Here is a 15,215-nt window from a genome sequence, read left to right as displayed (position 1 = left end):
GTCAGCCGAAGCTGCGTGGATCGGCAGCAGGGTCGCAGGCGAGCCAGAACTGCGCGCCCAGGCGCGAAATGTGGATCGTCCGCCGGACGTACTTCGCGCGTTTGACGTGCTTCTCCGCGTCGCGCACGGTTTCGTCGGTCAACAGGATCTCGTACTGCGTCTCCAGCGACGGCACCTCTTCGTCGAGGTCGACCAGGCCCAGCGCGATCAGCCGCGTGACGTACCCGGGCACCTGGTCGGGCAGGGACACTCCGGCCGCCTTGCCGACCGTCGACGCGTTGCGCAGCGCGACGCGCCCGCTGCTGCCGAGGCCGGTGCGCTCGACGACGTCGACCACGGGGAACGGCGACCCGTCCGACAGCGCGGACAGGAGGCGGGCCTCGTCCGGGGTCAGCTGGCGCAGGATGATCGCGTAGAAGTACTCGCGGGCCCGGTCGCGGCCGAAGCCGATGGAGTGGTTGAGCAGTTCGGCCATCGCGGCGCGCAGCGGCTCGGTGTGGTTGTCGCGCGCCGGCACGAGCGTCACGGTCGCTTCGACCTTCCCGGGCACCGCCGGTCGGTTCATCGCGGACGCCGCCGTCAGCGCCGCGTGGTAGGGGTCGTCGACCTCGTCGAGGCGACGGCGCAGTTCGGCCAGCAGCTGGTGTTCCACCTGCCGGACCGTGCGTTCGGCCGTCTCGACGCCGGGGAGCTTGCGGCCGAGCGCGAAGCCGGTGCGCGCGGCCCAGCCCGCCAGCTGCCCGGCACGCCGCGCCAGGTCGGCCACCTCGTCACCGGTGCCCCGGCCGTTCGGTCGCTCTGCGTTCACGGGTCGGCTCCCCTCTGCTTACGCGGTGATGCTACCTGCGGGTAGGCCGAACGGTGGTGTGATGTGCGTGTTGGATGCAGGCATGAGTCCGACGCGCTGGGGCCCGCCGATCGACGTCCTTCCGTACTTCTCGAAAGAGGAGCAGGCGCTGATGACGCTGCTCGGCGCGCTGACCGAGGAGGATTGGCAGCGCCCGACCGGGTGCGCGGGCTGGACGGTCAAGGACCTCGCCGCTCACCTGCTGGGCGGCAAGGTCGGCCGGCTGTCCCGGAGCCGCGACGGGCACGCCTCCGAAGCCCCCCGCCTGGGGGAGTCCTTCCCCCGCTTCATCGACCGGATCAACGAGGAGTGGGTCATCGCCTGCCGGCGGCTCTCGACCGACGTCCTGCTCACGATGATGTACGAGTTCATGGGCCAGACCACCGAGTACTGGGCGAAGGTGGACCTCGACGCCGACGGCGAGCCCGTGACGTGGGCGGGCGACGAGCCGGCGCCGCGCTGGCTCGACGCGGCCCGCGACTATTCGGAGTTCTGGGTCCACCACGTGCAGATCCGCGAAGCGCTCGAGCACACGCCGCTGGAGGCCGAGTACGCGGAGCCGATCGCCGACACGTTCGTCCGCGCGCTGCCGCACACGCTGCGCGACGTCGAGGCGCGCGTCGGCAAGCAAGTGGGATACACGGTCACCGGCGCCGGCAAGTGGCACGCCCGCCGCGAGCGCGACGGCTGGGTCCTGGACCGGGGCGCACCGCCGTCCCGCACACCGCTGGCCACGGTGACGACGGACCTGGACACGTTCTGGCGGCTCTGCACCCGCAACGCCCCCGACCTCGGCCGCGTGAAGACTTCGGGCGACGAAAACGTTTGCGAGGTCATCCTCGGCATGACCTCGATCATCGCCTGACCCCGGAGCGCACTTTCACGTGAAAGTGCAACGGAGGAGCGATCTCCGGATCACTTTCCCTAGGAAAGATGCGTCCGGAGGGCCTTCGGACGCATCTTTCCTAGGGAAAGTGACGCCTTGGGACCTTCAGAGCGTCACTTTCTCGGCGAAAGTGGCGCTTCAGCGCGGGCGGCGGGCTTGCTTGCGCAGCTGCAGGATGCGGGCGCCGCCGATCAGCGCGACCAGCACCGCGCCGCCGATGGCCGAGAACAGCATCGCGATGGCCAGCGGCAGGCTGCCTTCCGCGCCGAAGAAGTGCACCGTCGCCGGGTCGAGGTTCTGCAGGATGAAGACCAGCAGCACCACCAGCACGACCAGGCCGGCGATGACCGCGACCCACGTGCCGCTGATCCGCGTCGGCCGCGTCCGCTTCTTCGCGGCCGCGCCGGTCCTGGCCGGCGCCGGACGTACCGGCGTGACCTCCTCGGCGCCGGGCCGGACGTCACCGGCACGCAGTTCGGCGGGTTCGAGGGCACCCTCGGGCACCTCGTTCCCGGGCAGGTCGTGGTTGGTCGGGCCGGTGGGGCGGCCGGCCGCGTCCCCGCGCGCGTGCGTCATGTACCCAGTGTCCGTCCGGCACGCGGGGAGCGCTCTGTCAAACCCCCTAACGGGCGAAGCCGTCGACCTCGCGCAGTACGCGGAGCGTGTTCTTCCCGGCCAGCTTCGCGCAGTCCTCGTCGCTCCACCCGCGTTCGAGCAGCGCCGCGAACAGCACCGGGTACTTGGACGTGTCCTCCAGGCCCTCCGGCAGCGTGCCGACGCCGTCGTAGTCGCCGCCGAGGCCGATGTGGTCGATCCCGGCGACCTCGCGGGCGTGCTCGACGTGCGCGACGACGTCGTCGACGGTCGCCTTCGGCTTGACCGGGCCGTCCCACTGCTTCACGAACTCCCCGCGCTGGGCCAGGTTCCGGTACTCCTGCCCGGCGGCCTCCATCGCGGCCTTCAGCTCGTGGTCCCACGCGGTGACCTTCGGCGAGATGAACGCCGGCACGAACGTGGTCATCGCGACGCCGCCGTTGCCGGGCAGCAGCGCCAGGACGTCGTCCGGGATGTTGCGCGGGTGGTCGTTCACCGCGAGGCAGGAGGAGTGGCTGAAGATCACCGGCGCCGAGCTGACCTCGATCGCCGCCCGCATCGTCGACGGCGCGACGTGCGAGAGGTCGACCATCATGCCGATCTTGTTCATCTCGCGCACGACGTCGCGGCCGAACTCGGTGAGCCCGCCGTGGACCGGCTCGTCGGTGCCCGAGTCGGCCCAGGTGGTGTTGAAGTTGTGCGTCAGCGTCATGTAGCGGACGCCGAGCCGGCGCAGGATCCGCAGCACGCCCAGCGACTCGGCGATGCTGTGCCCGCCCTCGGCACCCAGCAGCGACGCGATCCGGCCGTCGGCGAACGCGGCCTCGGCCTCGTCCGCCGTGTCGACCAGCCGGAGCCGGTCGGGGTAGCGCTCGGCCAGCTGGTGGACGACCTCGATCTGCTCGAGGACGGCGGTGACGGCACTGTGGCCTTCGAACTCGCAAGGCACGTACACCGACCAGAACTGCATCCCGAGCTTCCCGTCGGCGAGCTTCGGGAAGTCGGTGTGCAGCGCCGGCTGCCGGACGGTCAGGTCGAGCGACGCGACCGCCTCGACCGGGTTCGGGCCGCCGTGCTGCCGCAGCTCCCACGGCAGGTCGTTGTGCCCGTCGGCCAGGATGACGGCGTCCAGCAGTTTCGTAGCACGCTGCAGTGCCTCGTTAGTCATCACCTGATCGTAGGGCGAGCCGATATACGGTCCGTACAAACGTCAGGGCGTGATCCACTTCGCGGCCGCGCGGACGCCGTCCGCCGTGATCTGGTGCCCGCCGGGGTGGCGCTGCGTGACGACGTCGGCACCGCGCTCGCGCAGCAGCCCGATCAAGTCCTCGGTGGACGCCAGGGGCGCCATCGGGTCGCGTTCGCCGTTGGCCAGGAAGACACGGGAACCCGACAAGTCCAGGTCAGGCGGTGCCGGGACCGGCGACATCGCCGCGAACAGCGCGGCTTCGCGCACGACCTCCGGCCGCAGCAGCGTCACCGCGGCCGCGATGTTGGCACCGTTCGAAAAGCCGACGGCGACCAGCCGCCGGTCGCCCAGCCCGTACTTCTCCCGCGCCTCGACGACGAAGTCCGCGAGCTGGTGCGCGCGCTTCACGACGTCTTCGTGGTCGAACACGCCCTCGGCGAGCCGCCGGAACCAGCGCGCGGCGCCGTGCTCGGTCACCGGGCCGGCCGGGGCGAGCACCGCGGAGTCCGGGCTCAGCTCGCGCGCCAGGCCGAGCAGGTCGTCGGGGCTGCCGCCGGTGCCGTGCAGCAGGAGCAGCAGCGGCGCGTCCGGCGAGCCCTCGACGTACTTGTGCTCGAGCGTCATGACAGCTCCGGGTTGTTCTCGGCGGGGAGGTTCAGCTGGGGCAGCATGTGCTGGATCTCTTCGCGGCGCGGCTCCAGCCACGGCGGCAGCTTGAGCGCGCGGCCCAGCTCCAGCAGCGGCTCGTCGATGGCGAACCCGGGCTCGTCGGTCGCGACCTCCAGGAGCGTGCCACCCGGCTCGCGGAAGTAGATCGAGCGGAAGTACTGGCGGTCCAGGATGGACGTGACGTGCACGCCTTGGTCGACGAGCTCCTCGCGCCAGGCCTTCTGGGTCGGCTCGTCGGGCGCGCGCCAGGCAACGTGGTGCACGGTGCCTGCGGCGACCAGCCCGCGCGGCGCGTCCGGCGTCACGAGGACGTCGACGAGCGCGCCCGGCCCCCCTTCACCGGCGGCGAACCGCAGGCGGTTGCCTTCCTGGGTGGCGAAGCTGAGGCCCAGGCCGTCGGTGAGCATGCCGGCGGTCGCGTCCTCCTTGGTCACCGAGAGCGTCACGGAGTGCAGGCCGCGGATCGCGTGCTCGGCCGGGACCAGCTCGGTGTCCCACGGGTCGCGCGGGTCGCCCTGCGGGTGCGCGACGAGGGCGAGCTTCAGGCCGTCGGGGTCACGGAAGGTCAGCGTGTCCTCGTCGTCGGCGTTGCGGACTTCGCCGGTTTCGATCTTCTGCGCGGCCAGGTGCTGCTTCCACCAGCCGATGGAGGCTTCCGGGACGGAGAACGACGTGGTCGTCGCCTGGCCGGTGCCGTGGCGGCCGCTCGGCGCGTCGGGCCAGGGGAAGAAGGTCATCAGCGAGCCCGGCTTGCCGGCGCTGTCGCCGTAGTAGAGATGGTAGGTGCCCGGGTCGTCGAAGTTCACGGTGGTCTTCACCAGCCGCAGGCCCAGGGTCCGCAGGTAGAAGTCGGCGTTGCGCTGCGGGTCGCCGCCGATCGCGGTGACGTGGTGCAGGCCGGACGTCTTGATCGCCATGGTTGCCTCCTGGATTCAAGGTAACCACAGAACCTCTCGCGGGCAAGATATATTCCGTACAGACTTTCCGGTAGGCTGACCGGGTGGATCCGAAGACCGACGACGACGAGATCGTCACGTGGTGGGGCCTGGTCATCGAGGGCTACCTGGCCACGCAGGACAAGCTGATGGGCGAGATCGCCGACCGCCTCGGGCTCGCGCCCGCCTCGTTCGACATCCTGCTGCGCCTGGTCCGCTCGCCCGACCACCGGATGCCGATGACCAAGCTGGCCACGGAGGCGGCCCTCTCCAGCGGCGGCTTCACGAAGGTGGCCGACCGCCTGGTGGCGGCGGACCTGATCTGCCGCGTCCCGAGCCCGGACGACCGCCGCGTCACGTTCGCGGCGCTGACCGACCACGGGCTGGAGATGGCGGAGAAGGCCCGGACCGCGGCGGCGGAGATCCTGCGCCGCATCGTTTTGACTCCGCTGGGTGACGACGCATCGGCACTCGCGGAAGCCATGCGGACCCTGCGCGCGTTCAACGCCTGAGTTCTAGGCCAGGCCCGGCATCAGCTTCACCGCGTTGCCCCCGAGGACGCCGGTCAAGACGTCCTCGGGCAGCCCGAGCGAGGCCAGCGTCCGCACATTCTTGGCCACTGAAGGCACCCCCGGCCAGTCCGTCCCGAACACGAACTTCCCCGCCAGCCGAGCCAGATCGAAGCGCTGGTAGTACTCCGGCAGCTTCTTCGGCGGCAGGCCGGCGAGATCCAGCCACACGTTGTCCCGCGCCAGCGCGAGGAAAGCCGCCACGTCGTACCACCACCCGCGGCCACCGTGGGCGAAGACGAACTGCAGTGAAGGAAAGTCCTCGACCACATCGGACATCAGCTCGGGATTCCCGAAACTCGTGCGGGACCCCGGAAAACTCGACGTTCCCGAGTGGAGGATCACCGGCACCCCACGCTCGGCACACAATGCGTAGACCGGGTACAGCTCCTTGTCCGCCGGCGAAAACGCGCCGTGCACCGGGTGGATCTTCAACGCCACCGCCCCCAGGTCCAGCTGCCGCGCGACTTCGGAAGCCGCCGGGTGGTGCAGATGGGGATTGACGTTCGCCACCAGCCGGAACCGCGTGGGGTTGTGAGAAACCAAAGGCAAGTTGTCTTCGATCGGCTGAATCCCCGTCGCCCGTGGGCTGTATTCGCAGAACAGCAGCACGCGGTCGACGCCCTCGGACTCCATCAGCTCGTCCATCGCCGACGGGATCACCTCCCCCGAAGAGGAGTACACCGAACGCCACGGGTACGACCCCGCGAAGTCGTGCGCCCACTGCGTCCAGGCGGGTTTGAGCGTGGGCAGGCGAGGTGTGTGGACGTGCGCGTCCACCACGAAGTAGCCGTCGATCACGTGCTGGGCACCACCCGCAGGACGTCCCGGACCTGCTCGCGGATCACGTTCCGGCGGATCTTGCCCGTCGCCGTCTTCGGCAGTTCCGCCAGTTCGACCACTCCTCGCGGGCGCTTGAACGCCGCGAGGCCTTCGCGGCAGAACTCGATCAGCTCGTCCGGGTCCACCGCGAACCCGGGCGCGGCCACCACGCACGCCACCGGCTTGTCGAGGCCGTCGGCGTCCGGCGCGGCGACCACCGCCACCTCCGCCACCGCCGGGTGCCGGCGCAGCCGTTCCTCCACTTCGGACGGTGACACCCAGATCCCGCCCGCCTTCAGCATGTCCCCGAAGCGGCCCAGGCAGGAATACGTGCCGTCCTCGTTGCGGACGTAACTGTCGCCGGTCCGCAGCCACTCGCCCTGGAACACGAGCTTCGTCGCGTCGTACCGGGCCCAGTAGCCGGTCGCCGTCGACGGCCCGGCCACGAACAGCTCGCCCGGCCGGCCCGCGGCGTCGATCACCGCGCCCGCCTCGTCGCGAATCTGGACGGAGTACCCCGGCACCGCGACGCCGGTGGTGCCCGGCCGCACCGCGCCGGGCTGGTTCGACAGGAAGATGTGCAGCGCCTCGGTGGACCCGATGCCGTCGAGGATCTCCAGGCCGAAGCGGGCGCGGAACCGTTCGAACAGCGACGCCGGCAGCGGCTCCCCGGCCGAAACCGCGTGCCGCACCGAAGCGAACGAGTCGTCCGGGACGTCGCTCGCGAGCAACGCCGCGTAGAACGTCGGGACGGCGAAGAAGAGCGAAGGCTTTTCTTCACGAGCCCGTCTGGCGAACAGCGCCGGTGCCGGACGTGCGGGTTCGAGCAGCGTCGTCCCGCCCGCCCCGAGCGGGAAGAAGCACGAATTCCCCAGGCCGTAGGCGAAGAAGAGCTTCGGGACCGACAGGAAACGGTCGGCCGAGGTGGTCGCCAGCACGCCGCGCGCGTACGTCTCGCACACCGCGCGGATGCTCGCGTGCCGGTGCATCGCGCCCTTCGGCTTTCCCGTCGTCCCGGACGTGTACAGCCACAGCGCGGGCGAGTCCTCCCACGTCTGTCCACTTCGGAACGTCCCGCCCAATGACGACCACTCGTGCGTCCGGACCCCGAAGCCGGCCGCGTCCGACCGGTCGAGCAGGACGTCGGTGACCTCGGGCGCGAAGCCGAGCGCGATCACCGCCTGCTCGGCGAACTCGCCGGACACGCACAGCAGGCGCGCCCGCGAGTCGGCCAGCATCTTGCCCAGCTCGAGCCCGGTGACCATCGTCGACACCGGCACGGCGACCGCGCCGGCCAGCATCGCGCCGAGGATGCCGGTGAGCAGCTCGACGTCGTCGACCATGCAGAACATGACGCGCTCTTCGGGCCGCACGCCGAGCTCCACGAGCCCGCCCGCGACCCGGCGCGCCTCGGCCGCCAGCTCGGCGTAGGTGAGCGTGCGGCGGGGCGACACGACCGCGGTCGCGTCCGGGTGCCCGGCCGAAAGCAGGTACTCCGCGGCGTTGAACCCTGTCGGCACCGGACCTCCTACGTGAGGTGGACGTACTCGTAGTCGAAGGGCTTCCCGTTGATGCCCTGCCGCGGCGGCGCCACCCAGCTCGCGATCTTCCCCCGCTCGTAGACCGGGTGCATCAGCGAGCGGACGAACGTCAGGTCCTCGGTGGTGGGCAGCCACTTGCTCTTGCCCGCCTGCCAGGTCGCCTCGTCGACGATGGTGCCGTCGGGAGTGACGTGGTGGCCGGAGTTTATGCCGACTTCGCGGTTGAAGCCAGGGTGCGGCAGGCGGAACGTGAAGTCGATCCCGGCGTCGGCGAGGATCTTGTTCCAGCGCTTCACGCCGGTCTGGCAGTCGGTCACGTACTCGCTGCGCAGGTCGAGGTTCAGCAGCAGGATCGCCTGCATCTCCTCCGACGTCCAGGTGCCGTCGGCGGCCGGTTTCTCCAGCGTGCGGGCGTCGTCGGTGAGCTTGTGGTCGTCCCGGCGGCGGGTCTCCTGCCAGCGGCCCTTGAGCCCGGCGGTGTAGTAGTTCGCCGCGTTCGTCGAGGTCTCGCTGCCGAACAGGTCGAGTGAGACGGTGTAGTGGAAGTTGATGTACTTCTGGATGACGGTCAGCGGGATCCCGCCGTGCGGGCCGATGTCGTGCGTGTCGTGCTCGCGGATCAGCTCGGCGCTACGGGTCACCACGCGGTCGACGCCGGTGGTGCCGACCATCATGTGGTGCGCCTCCTCCTTCAGCATGAACTCGCAGGTGCGCGAGAGCGGGTCGAAGGAGCTCTCCTTGAGGGTGCCGAGCTGGTACTTCCCGTCGCGGTCGGTGAAGTAGGTGAACATGTAGAAGGCCAGCCAGTCGGCGGTCTCCTCGTTGAACGCGCCGAGGATGCGGGGCGCGTCGGGGCTGCCCGAGTTGCGCAGCAGGAGCCCCTCGGCCTCGTCACGGCCTTCGCGGCCGAAGTACGCGTGCAGCAGGTACACCATCGCCCACAGGTGCCGGCCCTCTTCGACGTTGACCTGGAACAGGTTCCGCAGGTCGTAGAGGCTCGGCGCGGTGAGCCCGAGGAGCTTCTGCTGCTCGACGGACGCCGGCTCGGTGTCGCCCTGGATGACGATCAGCCGCTGCAGGTCGGCGCGGTATTCGCCCGGGACCTGCTGCCACACTTCCTCGCCCTTGTGCTCCCCGAAGGCGATCCGCCGGTCCGGGTCGCGCTCGGCGAGGAAGATGCCCCACCGGTAGTCCGGGACGTTGACGTGGTCGAAGTGCGCCCACCCCTCCCGGCCGACGCTCACGGCGGTGCGCAGGTAGACGCCCTGGGTCTCCAGCGTCGGGCCCATCTCGCCCCACCAGTGCATGAACTTCGGCTGCCAGCCCTCCAGCGCGCGCTGCAGCCGCCGGTCTTCGGAGAGGTTGACGTTGTTGGGGATCTTGGCGTCGTAGTCGATCTTCTCGGGCATCTGCGCTAGACCCGCTTCCTGTCGAAGACGGCCTTCTGCCCCGTACCGTATCGGCGCAGCGCGCCTTCGGGCCCGGATGCGTTCGGCCGGGTGAAAATCCAGTTCTGCCAAGCCGCCAGCCGGCCGAAGATCTTGGTCTCGATGGTCTCGGGACCGACGAACCGGTGGTTGGCCTCCATGCCGGTCAGCGCGTCCGGGGACAGCGACGCCCGGCCTTCCAGCGCGATCCGGATCTCGTCCTCCCAGTCGAGGTCGTCCGGGGCGTCGGTGACCAGGCCGAGTTCGACGGCTTCGGCCGCGCTCAGCTCGTGGTTCTTCTCCCGCGCGAGCCACGCGAGGTGGTCGTCGTCGCCGTAGAAGCGCGTCTGCAGGCGCGTCAGGCCGTTGCCCATCGGGAAGGGGCCGAAGTTGGCTTCGGACAACCTGATCGTCGCGCGTTCGCCGGACTCTTCGTCGTCGATCGGCGGGCCGTCGAGGAGGTACTGGCGGTCGGCGGCGAGCGCGAGTTCCAGCAGCGATCCGGCGAAGCAGCTGCCGGGCTCGATCAGCGCGATCAGCGTGCGGCTGGTGACGTCGAGCCGCTTGAGCGTGCGCTTGAAGTACTGCGTGATCTCGTTGCCCAGCCAGTCCTTCGCGCCGAACACGGCCTGCTCGTGCGCGAGCACCTTCTCCGGGTCGCCCTGGGTCTTCAGGATCCACGTACCGGCTTCGACCTCGTTGGTGCGCAGCCGCAGGATCGCGTCGTCCAGCTCGCGGGTCATCGCGAGGAACCAGCCGTTCGCGCCCTCTTCGTGCAGGTCACCGGGATTGTTCTCGGGTCCCTTGACGGTGATGGTGACCTGGTCCTTGGTCACTTCCGTGTCGACATAGCGATGTTCGAGCGGGGTCAGCTCGATGCCGCCCTCGCCGGTCCGGTCGGACTCGCGCGCGATCTCCCGGGCCCGCTTCGCCACGGCCTCGCGGAACCCTTGTCGCGGCACCAGTTCGTCGACCAGCCGCCAGTCGACCGCGGTCTTGCCCTTGACGCCGTCGGAGCGCGTCGCGAAGACGTCGGCGAGGTCCTTGCGCACCCGCCGCTTGTCGACGACCCGGGTCAGGCCACCGGTACCCGGCAGCACGCCCAGCAGCGGCACCTCGGGCAGCGCGACGGTCGAGGAGTTGTCGTCGATCAGCAGGATCTTTTCGCAGGCCAGCGCGATCTCGTAGCCGCCGCCGGCGCAGGTGCCGTTCACCGCGGCGACGTAGGTCTGGCCGGAGTGCGCCGTGGCGTCCTCCATGCCGTTTCGGGTCTCGTTGGTGAACTTGCAGAAGTTCACCTTCCAGTGGTGCTCGGACGCGGCGAGCATCCGGATGTTCGCGCCGGCGCAGAAGACCTTGTCCTTCGCGCTGGTCACCACCACCACGCGGACCTCGGGGTGCTCGAACCGCAGCCGCTGGGTGGCGTCGTACAGCTCGATGTCGACGCCGAGGTCGTAGGAGTTGAGCTTGAGCTCGTACCCCGGCACCAGCCCGCCTTGTTCGTCGACGTCCATTTCCAGCCACGCCACCTCCCCGTCGAGCTGGAGGCGCCAGTGGCGGTACTCGTCCGGACGGCGGTCGAAGGTCACCGGTGTGGTGGTGGTCACTCGTCCGAGTGTCTACATAGTTCCGACGAACGTCAATGTTGTGTAGAAACTTGATCTCGCGAGGTCACCCGGTTGAGGGTCGCCCAGGCCCAGGTGAGGAAAACCCAGAGCGCGAGCCCCGCTGCGGCATCCGTGAAGATCGTCGCGAAGAAGAACCCGGGGATCCGCGGCACGCCGGTCAGGAAGTGGCCGAGCGTGATCATCCCGGCCAGCGAATAGACCAGCAGGAGCGCCAGCGCCCGCGGGTACCGGCCCTCTCGGTACGCGCGGTAACCGAGCCAGCCGAACATCGTGAACAGCACCCAGCCGAAGGCGACCACGATCCCCGCCACCGTCGCCGGGACACCCGGCAGCTGCGGGTAGTCGGCGACGCGGATGGCGTTGTGCGCGTAGTGGATCGTCGTGCTGAGCAGCGAAAAGCCGAGGATCAAGCGGAGCGGCGTCAGGCCTTTGTCCTGCAGAACGTCCATCGCGGGCCCCCTGTCGACGATTTGATAGATCGCTCTAGCGAAGGTACCGCGCCGCACTTTCACGTGAAAGTGCCGAGTGGCACTTTCACGTGAAAGCTCCGGTCACACCAGGTCGATGCGGTGGTGCGTCACCGGGTAGCCCGCCTTGGCGAACGCCTTGGCCATCGGGATGTTGCCGACGTCGGTGCCCGCGACGACCTTCTCCGCGCCGTACGCGACGAGGTCGTGCGTGGCCTCGACCAGCAGGTCGTACGCGTACCCGTGGCCACGCTGTTCCGGCACGACGGCGACGTAGCCGACCACCGGGTCGTAGGCGTTGCGGCTCGGCAGCGTGAGCCCGACGAGCTCACCCTCGGGCGTGTACGCCAGCCGCCACCAGTCCCGCGGCGCCGGCATCCACCGCATGATGTCGAGGTCCTCGCGCGCGGCCGCGTCGAGCCCGTGCTCTTCGACTGTCTTCCGCACGTGCGCGTCGAGGCTGCCGACGTGCACCCGCTTGAAGACGTCGAGGAGCACGTCGTCGTCCGGTTCGGGCCGGAACTCGAGCCTGCCGGGGCGCTCCGGCAGGCCGTTTTCCGGCGTCCAGCAGAACCGGTAGCGCTCGACGAGCTTGCGGTAACCCGCCTTCTCGGCCGCCTCGACGCGCACGGTGACCTCGTGCGCGACGTCCGGGTCGTCCTGCCAGCCGGGCGGCGTGGTCAAGGCGTACTCCGCGCGCAGCGGCACCCTTTTCAGCAGTTCGACGCCCGCGTCGAAGTCGGTGAAGTCGAACCAGTCGAGCGCGATCGGCGTCTCGTCCTTGGGCGTGCCCCACCACGCGGCTCGCGCCACGACGACGTCGTCGCGCAGCGCGACCCAGACCCACCCGGGCCGGTATTCGCCCTTGGCCGCCATCTCGGCGAAGTCGTTGCCGAACAGCTTGCGGCCGACGAGGCCGCGGTCGGGCAGGGAGGTGAACAGTGCTTCTTCGCCCGCTTCGAGCGGGCGCACGACCAGATCGGTCATGGAAGTCCTTCCGGGAGTACGCGCTCCCGGTCAGAAACCCGGCACCCTCGAGGCGAGGTGGGAGCGCGTGATCGGTTGCGTGATCATCGGACCCACCTCCCTTTCGCTCGTTGCGGGGTGCGCGGCCGAAGCTAGCGGCTTCCCGCTGCGGCCGTCAACGGATTTTCTGGAGGACGACGCGCGTGCTCAACCGCGGCTGCGCGTAGGAGTGCGAAGCCTCCAGGACGTACTCGCCGGCGATGTGCCGCCAGCCGTCGCGCCAGACTTCGGCGGACCTGGGCGTGACGACGACGTCGGTCTCGACGGCCTCGCCGGGTCCCGCTTCGACGCTCGCGAAGCCCACGAGCCAGCGGGGCGGCCGGTCACCGCGCTCGGTCGGGGCCAGGTAGAGCTGGACGACTTCGCGGCCCTTGCGCGTCCCCGAATTGCGTACGCGGACCCGGACGCGCGCGCCGCCTTCGTCGTCCGGGTAGACGTCGAGTTCCTCGTACACCCAGGTCGTGTAGCCGAGGCCGTGGCCGAACCAGTACGCGGGTTGTGCGTCTGTGCGCGCCCAGGCGCTGTAACCGATGTACACGCCTTCGCCGTACTCGAGGACGCCTTCTTCGGGGGTCACGTCGGTGACCGGTGCGTCTTCGAGCCGCGCCGGCCAGGTCGTCGGCAACCGGCCACCGGGCTCTTCGCGACCGAAGAGGACGTCGGCGAGCGCGTCGCCGCCGGCCTGGCCGGGGAACCAGGTGAGCAGCACCGCGGCGACGTCGTCCCGCCACGGCAGTTCGACCGGGGAGCCGGCGTTGACGACGACCACGGTGTTCGGGTTGGCCGCCGCGACCCGGGTGACGAGTTCGTCCTGCCTTCCCGGCAGGGCCAGGGAAGTCCGGTCGAAGCCTTCGCTCTCGACTTCGGCGGTGGTGCCGACCACGACGACCGCGACGTCCGACTTCCCTGCCAGGGCAACGGCTTCGTCGAGGGCGGCTTCCGGGTCGAGGACCGGGCCGCGGTGGCCGAGCGCGAAGGTGATCCAGGCGAAGGTGCCGCGGGCGAACTCCGCCATCTCCGACGGGATCCAGTACGTCAGGCTGACGTCGACGAGCTCGCCCGCCGTCAGCTCGACCTCCCGGCGCTGCTCGATCACCTGCATGATCGACGTGAAGACGTCGCCGCCTTCGGGCAGGTTGACGCCGTCGAAGAGGGTTTGGCCGGCGACGTCGAGGCGGAGGTCGCCGGGGCCGGTGACCGCGAAGGTGTGCGTGCCGCTCCGCTCCGGCAGGTAGGTGCCCTCGATCTCGACCGACGCGAGCGTGGCGATGTCGAGTCCCTTCGGGAGCTCGCCGATCCAGTTTATTTTCGCTTCCCTGAGCGGAAATTCAGCCAATCGGGTGCCGTCGGCCGCCTTGGCGGTCGCGCGGAGCCGGAAATTGTCGGTGGCCGGAGGTAGCGTCGTTCGCGGATCGGCACCGATGGCGAACGCCAGGTCGGTGCCCGGGGGAACGGCCTTCCGGAGGCCGTCGAGAGGGGAGACGATGTGTTCGGGGAACACGGTGGCGCTGCCACCGCCGAGAATCTTGGGGTCCTCGGCCAGCGCGCCGATCAGGGCGATGCTCTGCGGCTGCTTGAGCGGGAGAACACCGGTTTCGTTGCTGAGCAGCACGAACGACCGGTGCGCGACCTCGCGCGCGATCGCGTCGCCATCCACAGTGGACTGGACTCCGACGGGGCTGCCGCCGAGCGCGCCGGTCCGGTGGGCCAGCAGGAGCACGCGGCGCACCATCTCGTCGACGACGTCTTCGTCGACTTCGCCGCCGCGCACGGCTTCCGCGAGCTGTTCCCCGAAAACCGTGCGGGGGCCGGGCATCGCGACGTCGAGGCCGCCGTTGGCGGAGGCGACGGTGTCGCGCGCGGCCAGCCAGTCGGAGACGACGAAGCCGTCGAAGCCCCATTCGTCGCGCAGCACGCCGTTGAGCAGCTCGGCGTGCTGGGTCATCGTGGTGCCGTTGACGCTGTTGTAGGCCGCCATGATCCCCCACGGCTTGGCCCGCCGGACGATGAGTTCGAACGGCGCCAGGTAGAGCTCGCGCAGCGCGCGTTCGCCGACGTGGACGTCGGCGGTGAAGCGTTCGGTCTCGAAGTCGTTGGCGACGAAGTGCTTGACCGTGACGGCCACCCCGCCGTCCTGCACGCCGGTGACGTAGCCGGCGCCGATCATCCCGGTGAGGAGGGGATCTTCCGAGTAGCACTCGAAGTGGCGGCCGCCCAGGGGCGAGCGCTGGAGGTTGACGGTCGGGGCGAGCAGGACGTGCACCCCCTTGCGGCGTGCCTCCTGTGCGAGCAGCCGGCCGGCGCGCACGGCCAGGCGCGGGTCCCAGCTCGCGGCGAGGGCCGTCGGGCTGGGGAGCGTCACCGAGGGGTCGTCCGGGCTCCACCGCACCCCGCGGACGCCGACCGGGCCGTCCGAGAGCACCAGGGAGCCCAGGCCGATCCGCAGGAGCGCGGGCAGGCTCCAGACGTCCTGGCCGGCGAGCAGGCTCGCCTTGGCGTCCAGGTCGAGCTCGGCCAGCAGGGCGTCGACGTCGAAGCTCATGAGACGTACTCTACCTGGCGATGGGTAGTGAACGTTATGGTTCCGTGACGACTTGTCCCGTAGGCTCGGGATC

The 15,215-nt window shown here is 69.9% G+C and carries 14 protein-coding genes; 2 read left to right on the top strand and 12 right to left on the bottom strand.

The genetic code is table 11. The features are described from left to right. Position 1 precedes the first annotated feature (1 nt). A complete protein-coding gene (locus ACZ4TR_RS05105; RefSeq protein ID WP_465285812.1) occupies positions 2–808 on the bottom strand; it encodes an Abi-alpha family protein in 807 nt (268 codons plus the stop codon). Positions 809–890: 82 nt separating this feature from the next. Here ACZ4TR_RS05105 and ACZ4TR_RS05100 point away from each other — a divergent pair, with 82 nt between their 5' ends. Continuing rightward, the gene (locus ACZ4TR_RS05100; RefSeq protein ID WP_465285811.1) at positions 891–1,712 is read left to right on the top strand and encodes a maleylpyruvate isomerase family mycothiol-dependent enzyme; all 822 of its coding nucleotides are present in this window, start codon (positions 891–893) and stop codon (positions 1,710–1,712) included. A 159-nt stretch (positions 1,713–1,871) separates the two neighbouring features. Here ACZ4TR_RS05100 and ACZ4TR_RS05095 read toward each other — a convergent pair whose 3' ends face one another. The 4 genes from ACZ4TR_RS05095 to ACZ4TR_RS05080 are packed head-to-tail and all read right to left on the bottom strand — an operon-like array spanning position 1,872 to position 5,102. Then, on the bottom strand, positions 1,872–2,309 hold the full coding sequence (locus ACZ4TR_RS05095; RefSeq protein WP_465285810.1) for a LapA family protein: 438 nt from the start codon (positions 2,307–2,309) through the stop codon (positions 1,872–1,874). A gap of 46 nt (positions 2,310–2,355) precedes the next feature. Then, positions 2,356–3,495 (bottom strand): dipeptidase, encoded by a 1,140-nt coding sequence (locus ACZ4TR_RS05090; protein WP_465285809.1) that lies wholly within the window; start codon positions 3,493–3,495, stop codon positions 2,356–2,358. A 42-nt stretch (positions 3,496–3,537) separates the two neighbouring features. Beyond that, positions 3,538–4,140, bottom strand: a complete 603-nt coding sequence (locus ACZ4TR_RS05085) for an alpha/beta hydrolase (protein WP_465285808.1) — start codon at positions 4,138–4,140, stop codon at positions 3,538–3,540. Next, entirely contained in the window at positions 4,137–5,102 is a 966-nt protein-coding gene (locus ACZ4TR_RS05080; protein WP_465285807.1) for a ring-cleaving dioxygenase, read from the bottom strand. Before ACZ4TR_RS05080 ends, ACZ4TR_RS05085 begins: the two co-directional genes overlap by 4 nt. 83 nt (positions 5,103–5,185) lie before the next feature. Here ACZ4TR_RS05080 and ACZ4TR_RS05075 point away from each other — a divergent pair, with 83 nt between their 5' ends. Continuing rightward, a complete protein-coding gene (locus ACZ4TR_RS05075; RefSeq protein ID WP_364517011.1) occupies positions 5,186–5,632 on the top strand; it encodes a MarR family winged helix-turn-helix transcriptional regulator in 447 nt (148 codons plus the stop codon). Between the two features lie 3 nt (positions 5,633–5,635). Here ACZ4TR_RS05075 and ACZ4TR_RS05070 read toward each other — a convergent pair whose 3' ends face one another. The 7 genes from ACZ4TR_RS05070 to ACZ4TR_RS05040 all read right to left on the bottom strand — a co-directional run bounded on the left by ACZ4TR_RS05070 (position 5,636) and on the right by ACZ4TR_RS05040 (position 15,142). Next, the gene (locus tag ACZ4TR_RS05070; RefSeq protein WP_465285806.1) at positions 5,636–6,490 is read right to left on the bottom strand and encodes an amidohydrolase family protein; all 855 of its coding nucleotides are present in this window, start codon (positions 6,488–6,490) and stop codon (positions 5,636–5,638) included. Then, on the bottom strand, positions 6,487–8,031 hold the full coding sequence (locus tag ACZ4TR_RS05065; protein ID WP_465285805.1) for a benzoate-CoA ligase family protein: 1,545 nt from the start codon (positions 8,029–8,031) through the stop codon (positions 6,487–6,489). The genes ACZ4TR_RS05070 and ACZ4TR_RS05065 overlap by 4 nt, the downstream gene beginning before the upstream one ends. Before the next feature lie 8 nt (positions 8,032–8,039). Then, complete coding sequence (gene boxB / locus ACZ4TR_RS05060) at positions 8,040–9,461, bottom strand: benzoyl-CoA 2,3-epoxidase subunit BoxB (protein WP_465285804.1); 1,422 nt, start codon at positions 9,459–9,461, stop codon at positions 8,040–8,042. A gap of 5 nt (positions 9,462–9,466) precedes the next feature. Beyond that, positions 9,467–11,086, bottom strand: a complete 1,620-nt coding sequence (boxC, locus tag ACZ4TR_RS05055; RefSeq protein ID WP_465285803.1) for a 2,3-epoxybenzoyl-CoA dihydrolase — start codon at positions 11,084–11,086, stop codon at positions 9,467–9,469. Between the two features lie 32 nt (positions 11,087–11,118). Continuing rightward, positions 11,119–11,556: a hypothetical protein gene (locus ACZ4TR_RS05050; protein ID WP_465285802.1), complete on the bottom strand. Its 438-nt coding sequence runs from the start codon at positions 11,554–11,556 to the stop codon at positions 11,119–11,121. A gap of 102 nt (positions 11,557–11,658) precedes the next feature. Continuing rightward, positions 11,659–12,561, bottom strand: a complete 903-nt coding sequence (locus ACZ4TR_RS05045) for a GNAT family N-acetyltransferase (RefSeq protein WP_465285801.1) — start codon at positions 12,559–12,561, stop codon at positions 11,659–11,661. A 154-nt stretch (positions 12,562–12,715) separates the two neighbouring features. Further along, positions 12,716–15,142, bottom strand: a complete 2,427-nt coding sequence (locus ACZ4TR_RS05040) for a beta-glucosidase H (protein ID WP_465285800.1) — start codon at positions 15,140–15,142, stop codon at positions 12,716–12,718. Positions 15,143–15,215: the final 73 nt, after the last annotated feature.

The sequence above is a fragment of the Amycolatopsis sp. NPDC028719 genome, from assembly GCF_055565395.1.
Note: the sequence above shows the minus strand (reverse complement) of the source record. Positions and strands in the feature narration are given on the sequence as shown.

Coding starts and splice junctions, on each gene's coding strand:
- ACZ4TR_RS05085 (WP_465285808.1), bottom strand. CDS start 4,140: ATGACGCTCGAGCACAAGTACGTCGAGGGCTCGCCGGACGCGCCGCTG.
- ACZ4TR_RS05100 (WP_465285811.1), top strand. CDS start 891: ATGAGTCCGACGCGCTGGGGCCCGCCGATCGACGTCCTTCCGTACTTC.
- ACZ4TR_RS05095 (WP_465285810.1), bottom strand. CDS start 2,309: ATGACGCACGCGCGCGGGGACGCGGCCGGCCGCCCCACCGGCCCGACC.
- ACZ4TR_RS05080 (WP_465285807.1), bottom strand. CDS start 5,102: ATGGCGATCAAGACGTCCGGCCTGCACCACGTCACCGCGATCGGCGGC.
- ACZ4TR_RS05050 (WP_465285802.1), bottom strand. CDS start 11,556: ATGGACGTTCTGCAGGACAAAGGCCTGACGCCGCTCCGCTTGATCCTC.
- ACZ4TR_RS05090 (WP_465285809.1), bottom strand. CDS start 3,495: ATGACTAACGAGGCACTGCAGCGTGCTACGAAACTGCTGGACGCCGTC.
- ACZ4TR_RS05045 (WP_465285801.1), bottom strand. CDS start 12,561: ATGACCGATCTGGTCGTGCGCCCGCTCGAAGCGGGCGAAGAAGCACTG.
- boxB (WP_465285804.1), bottom strand. CDS start 9,461: ATGCCCGAGAAGATCGACTACGACGCCAAGATCCCCAACAACGTCAAC.
- ACZ4TR_RS05040 (WP_465285800.1), bottom strand. CDS start 15,142: ATGAGCTTCGACGTCGACGCCCTGCTGGCCGAGCTCGACCTGGACGCC.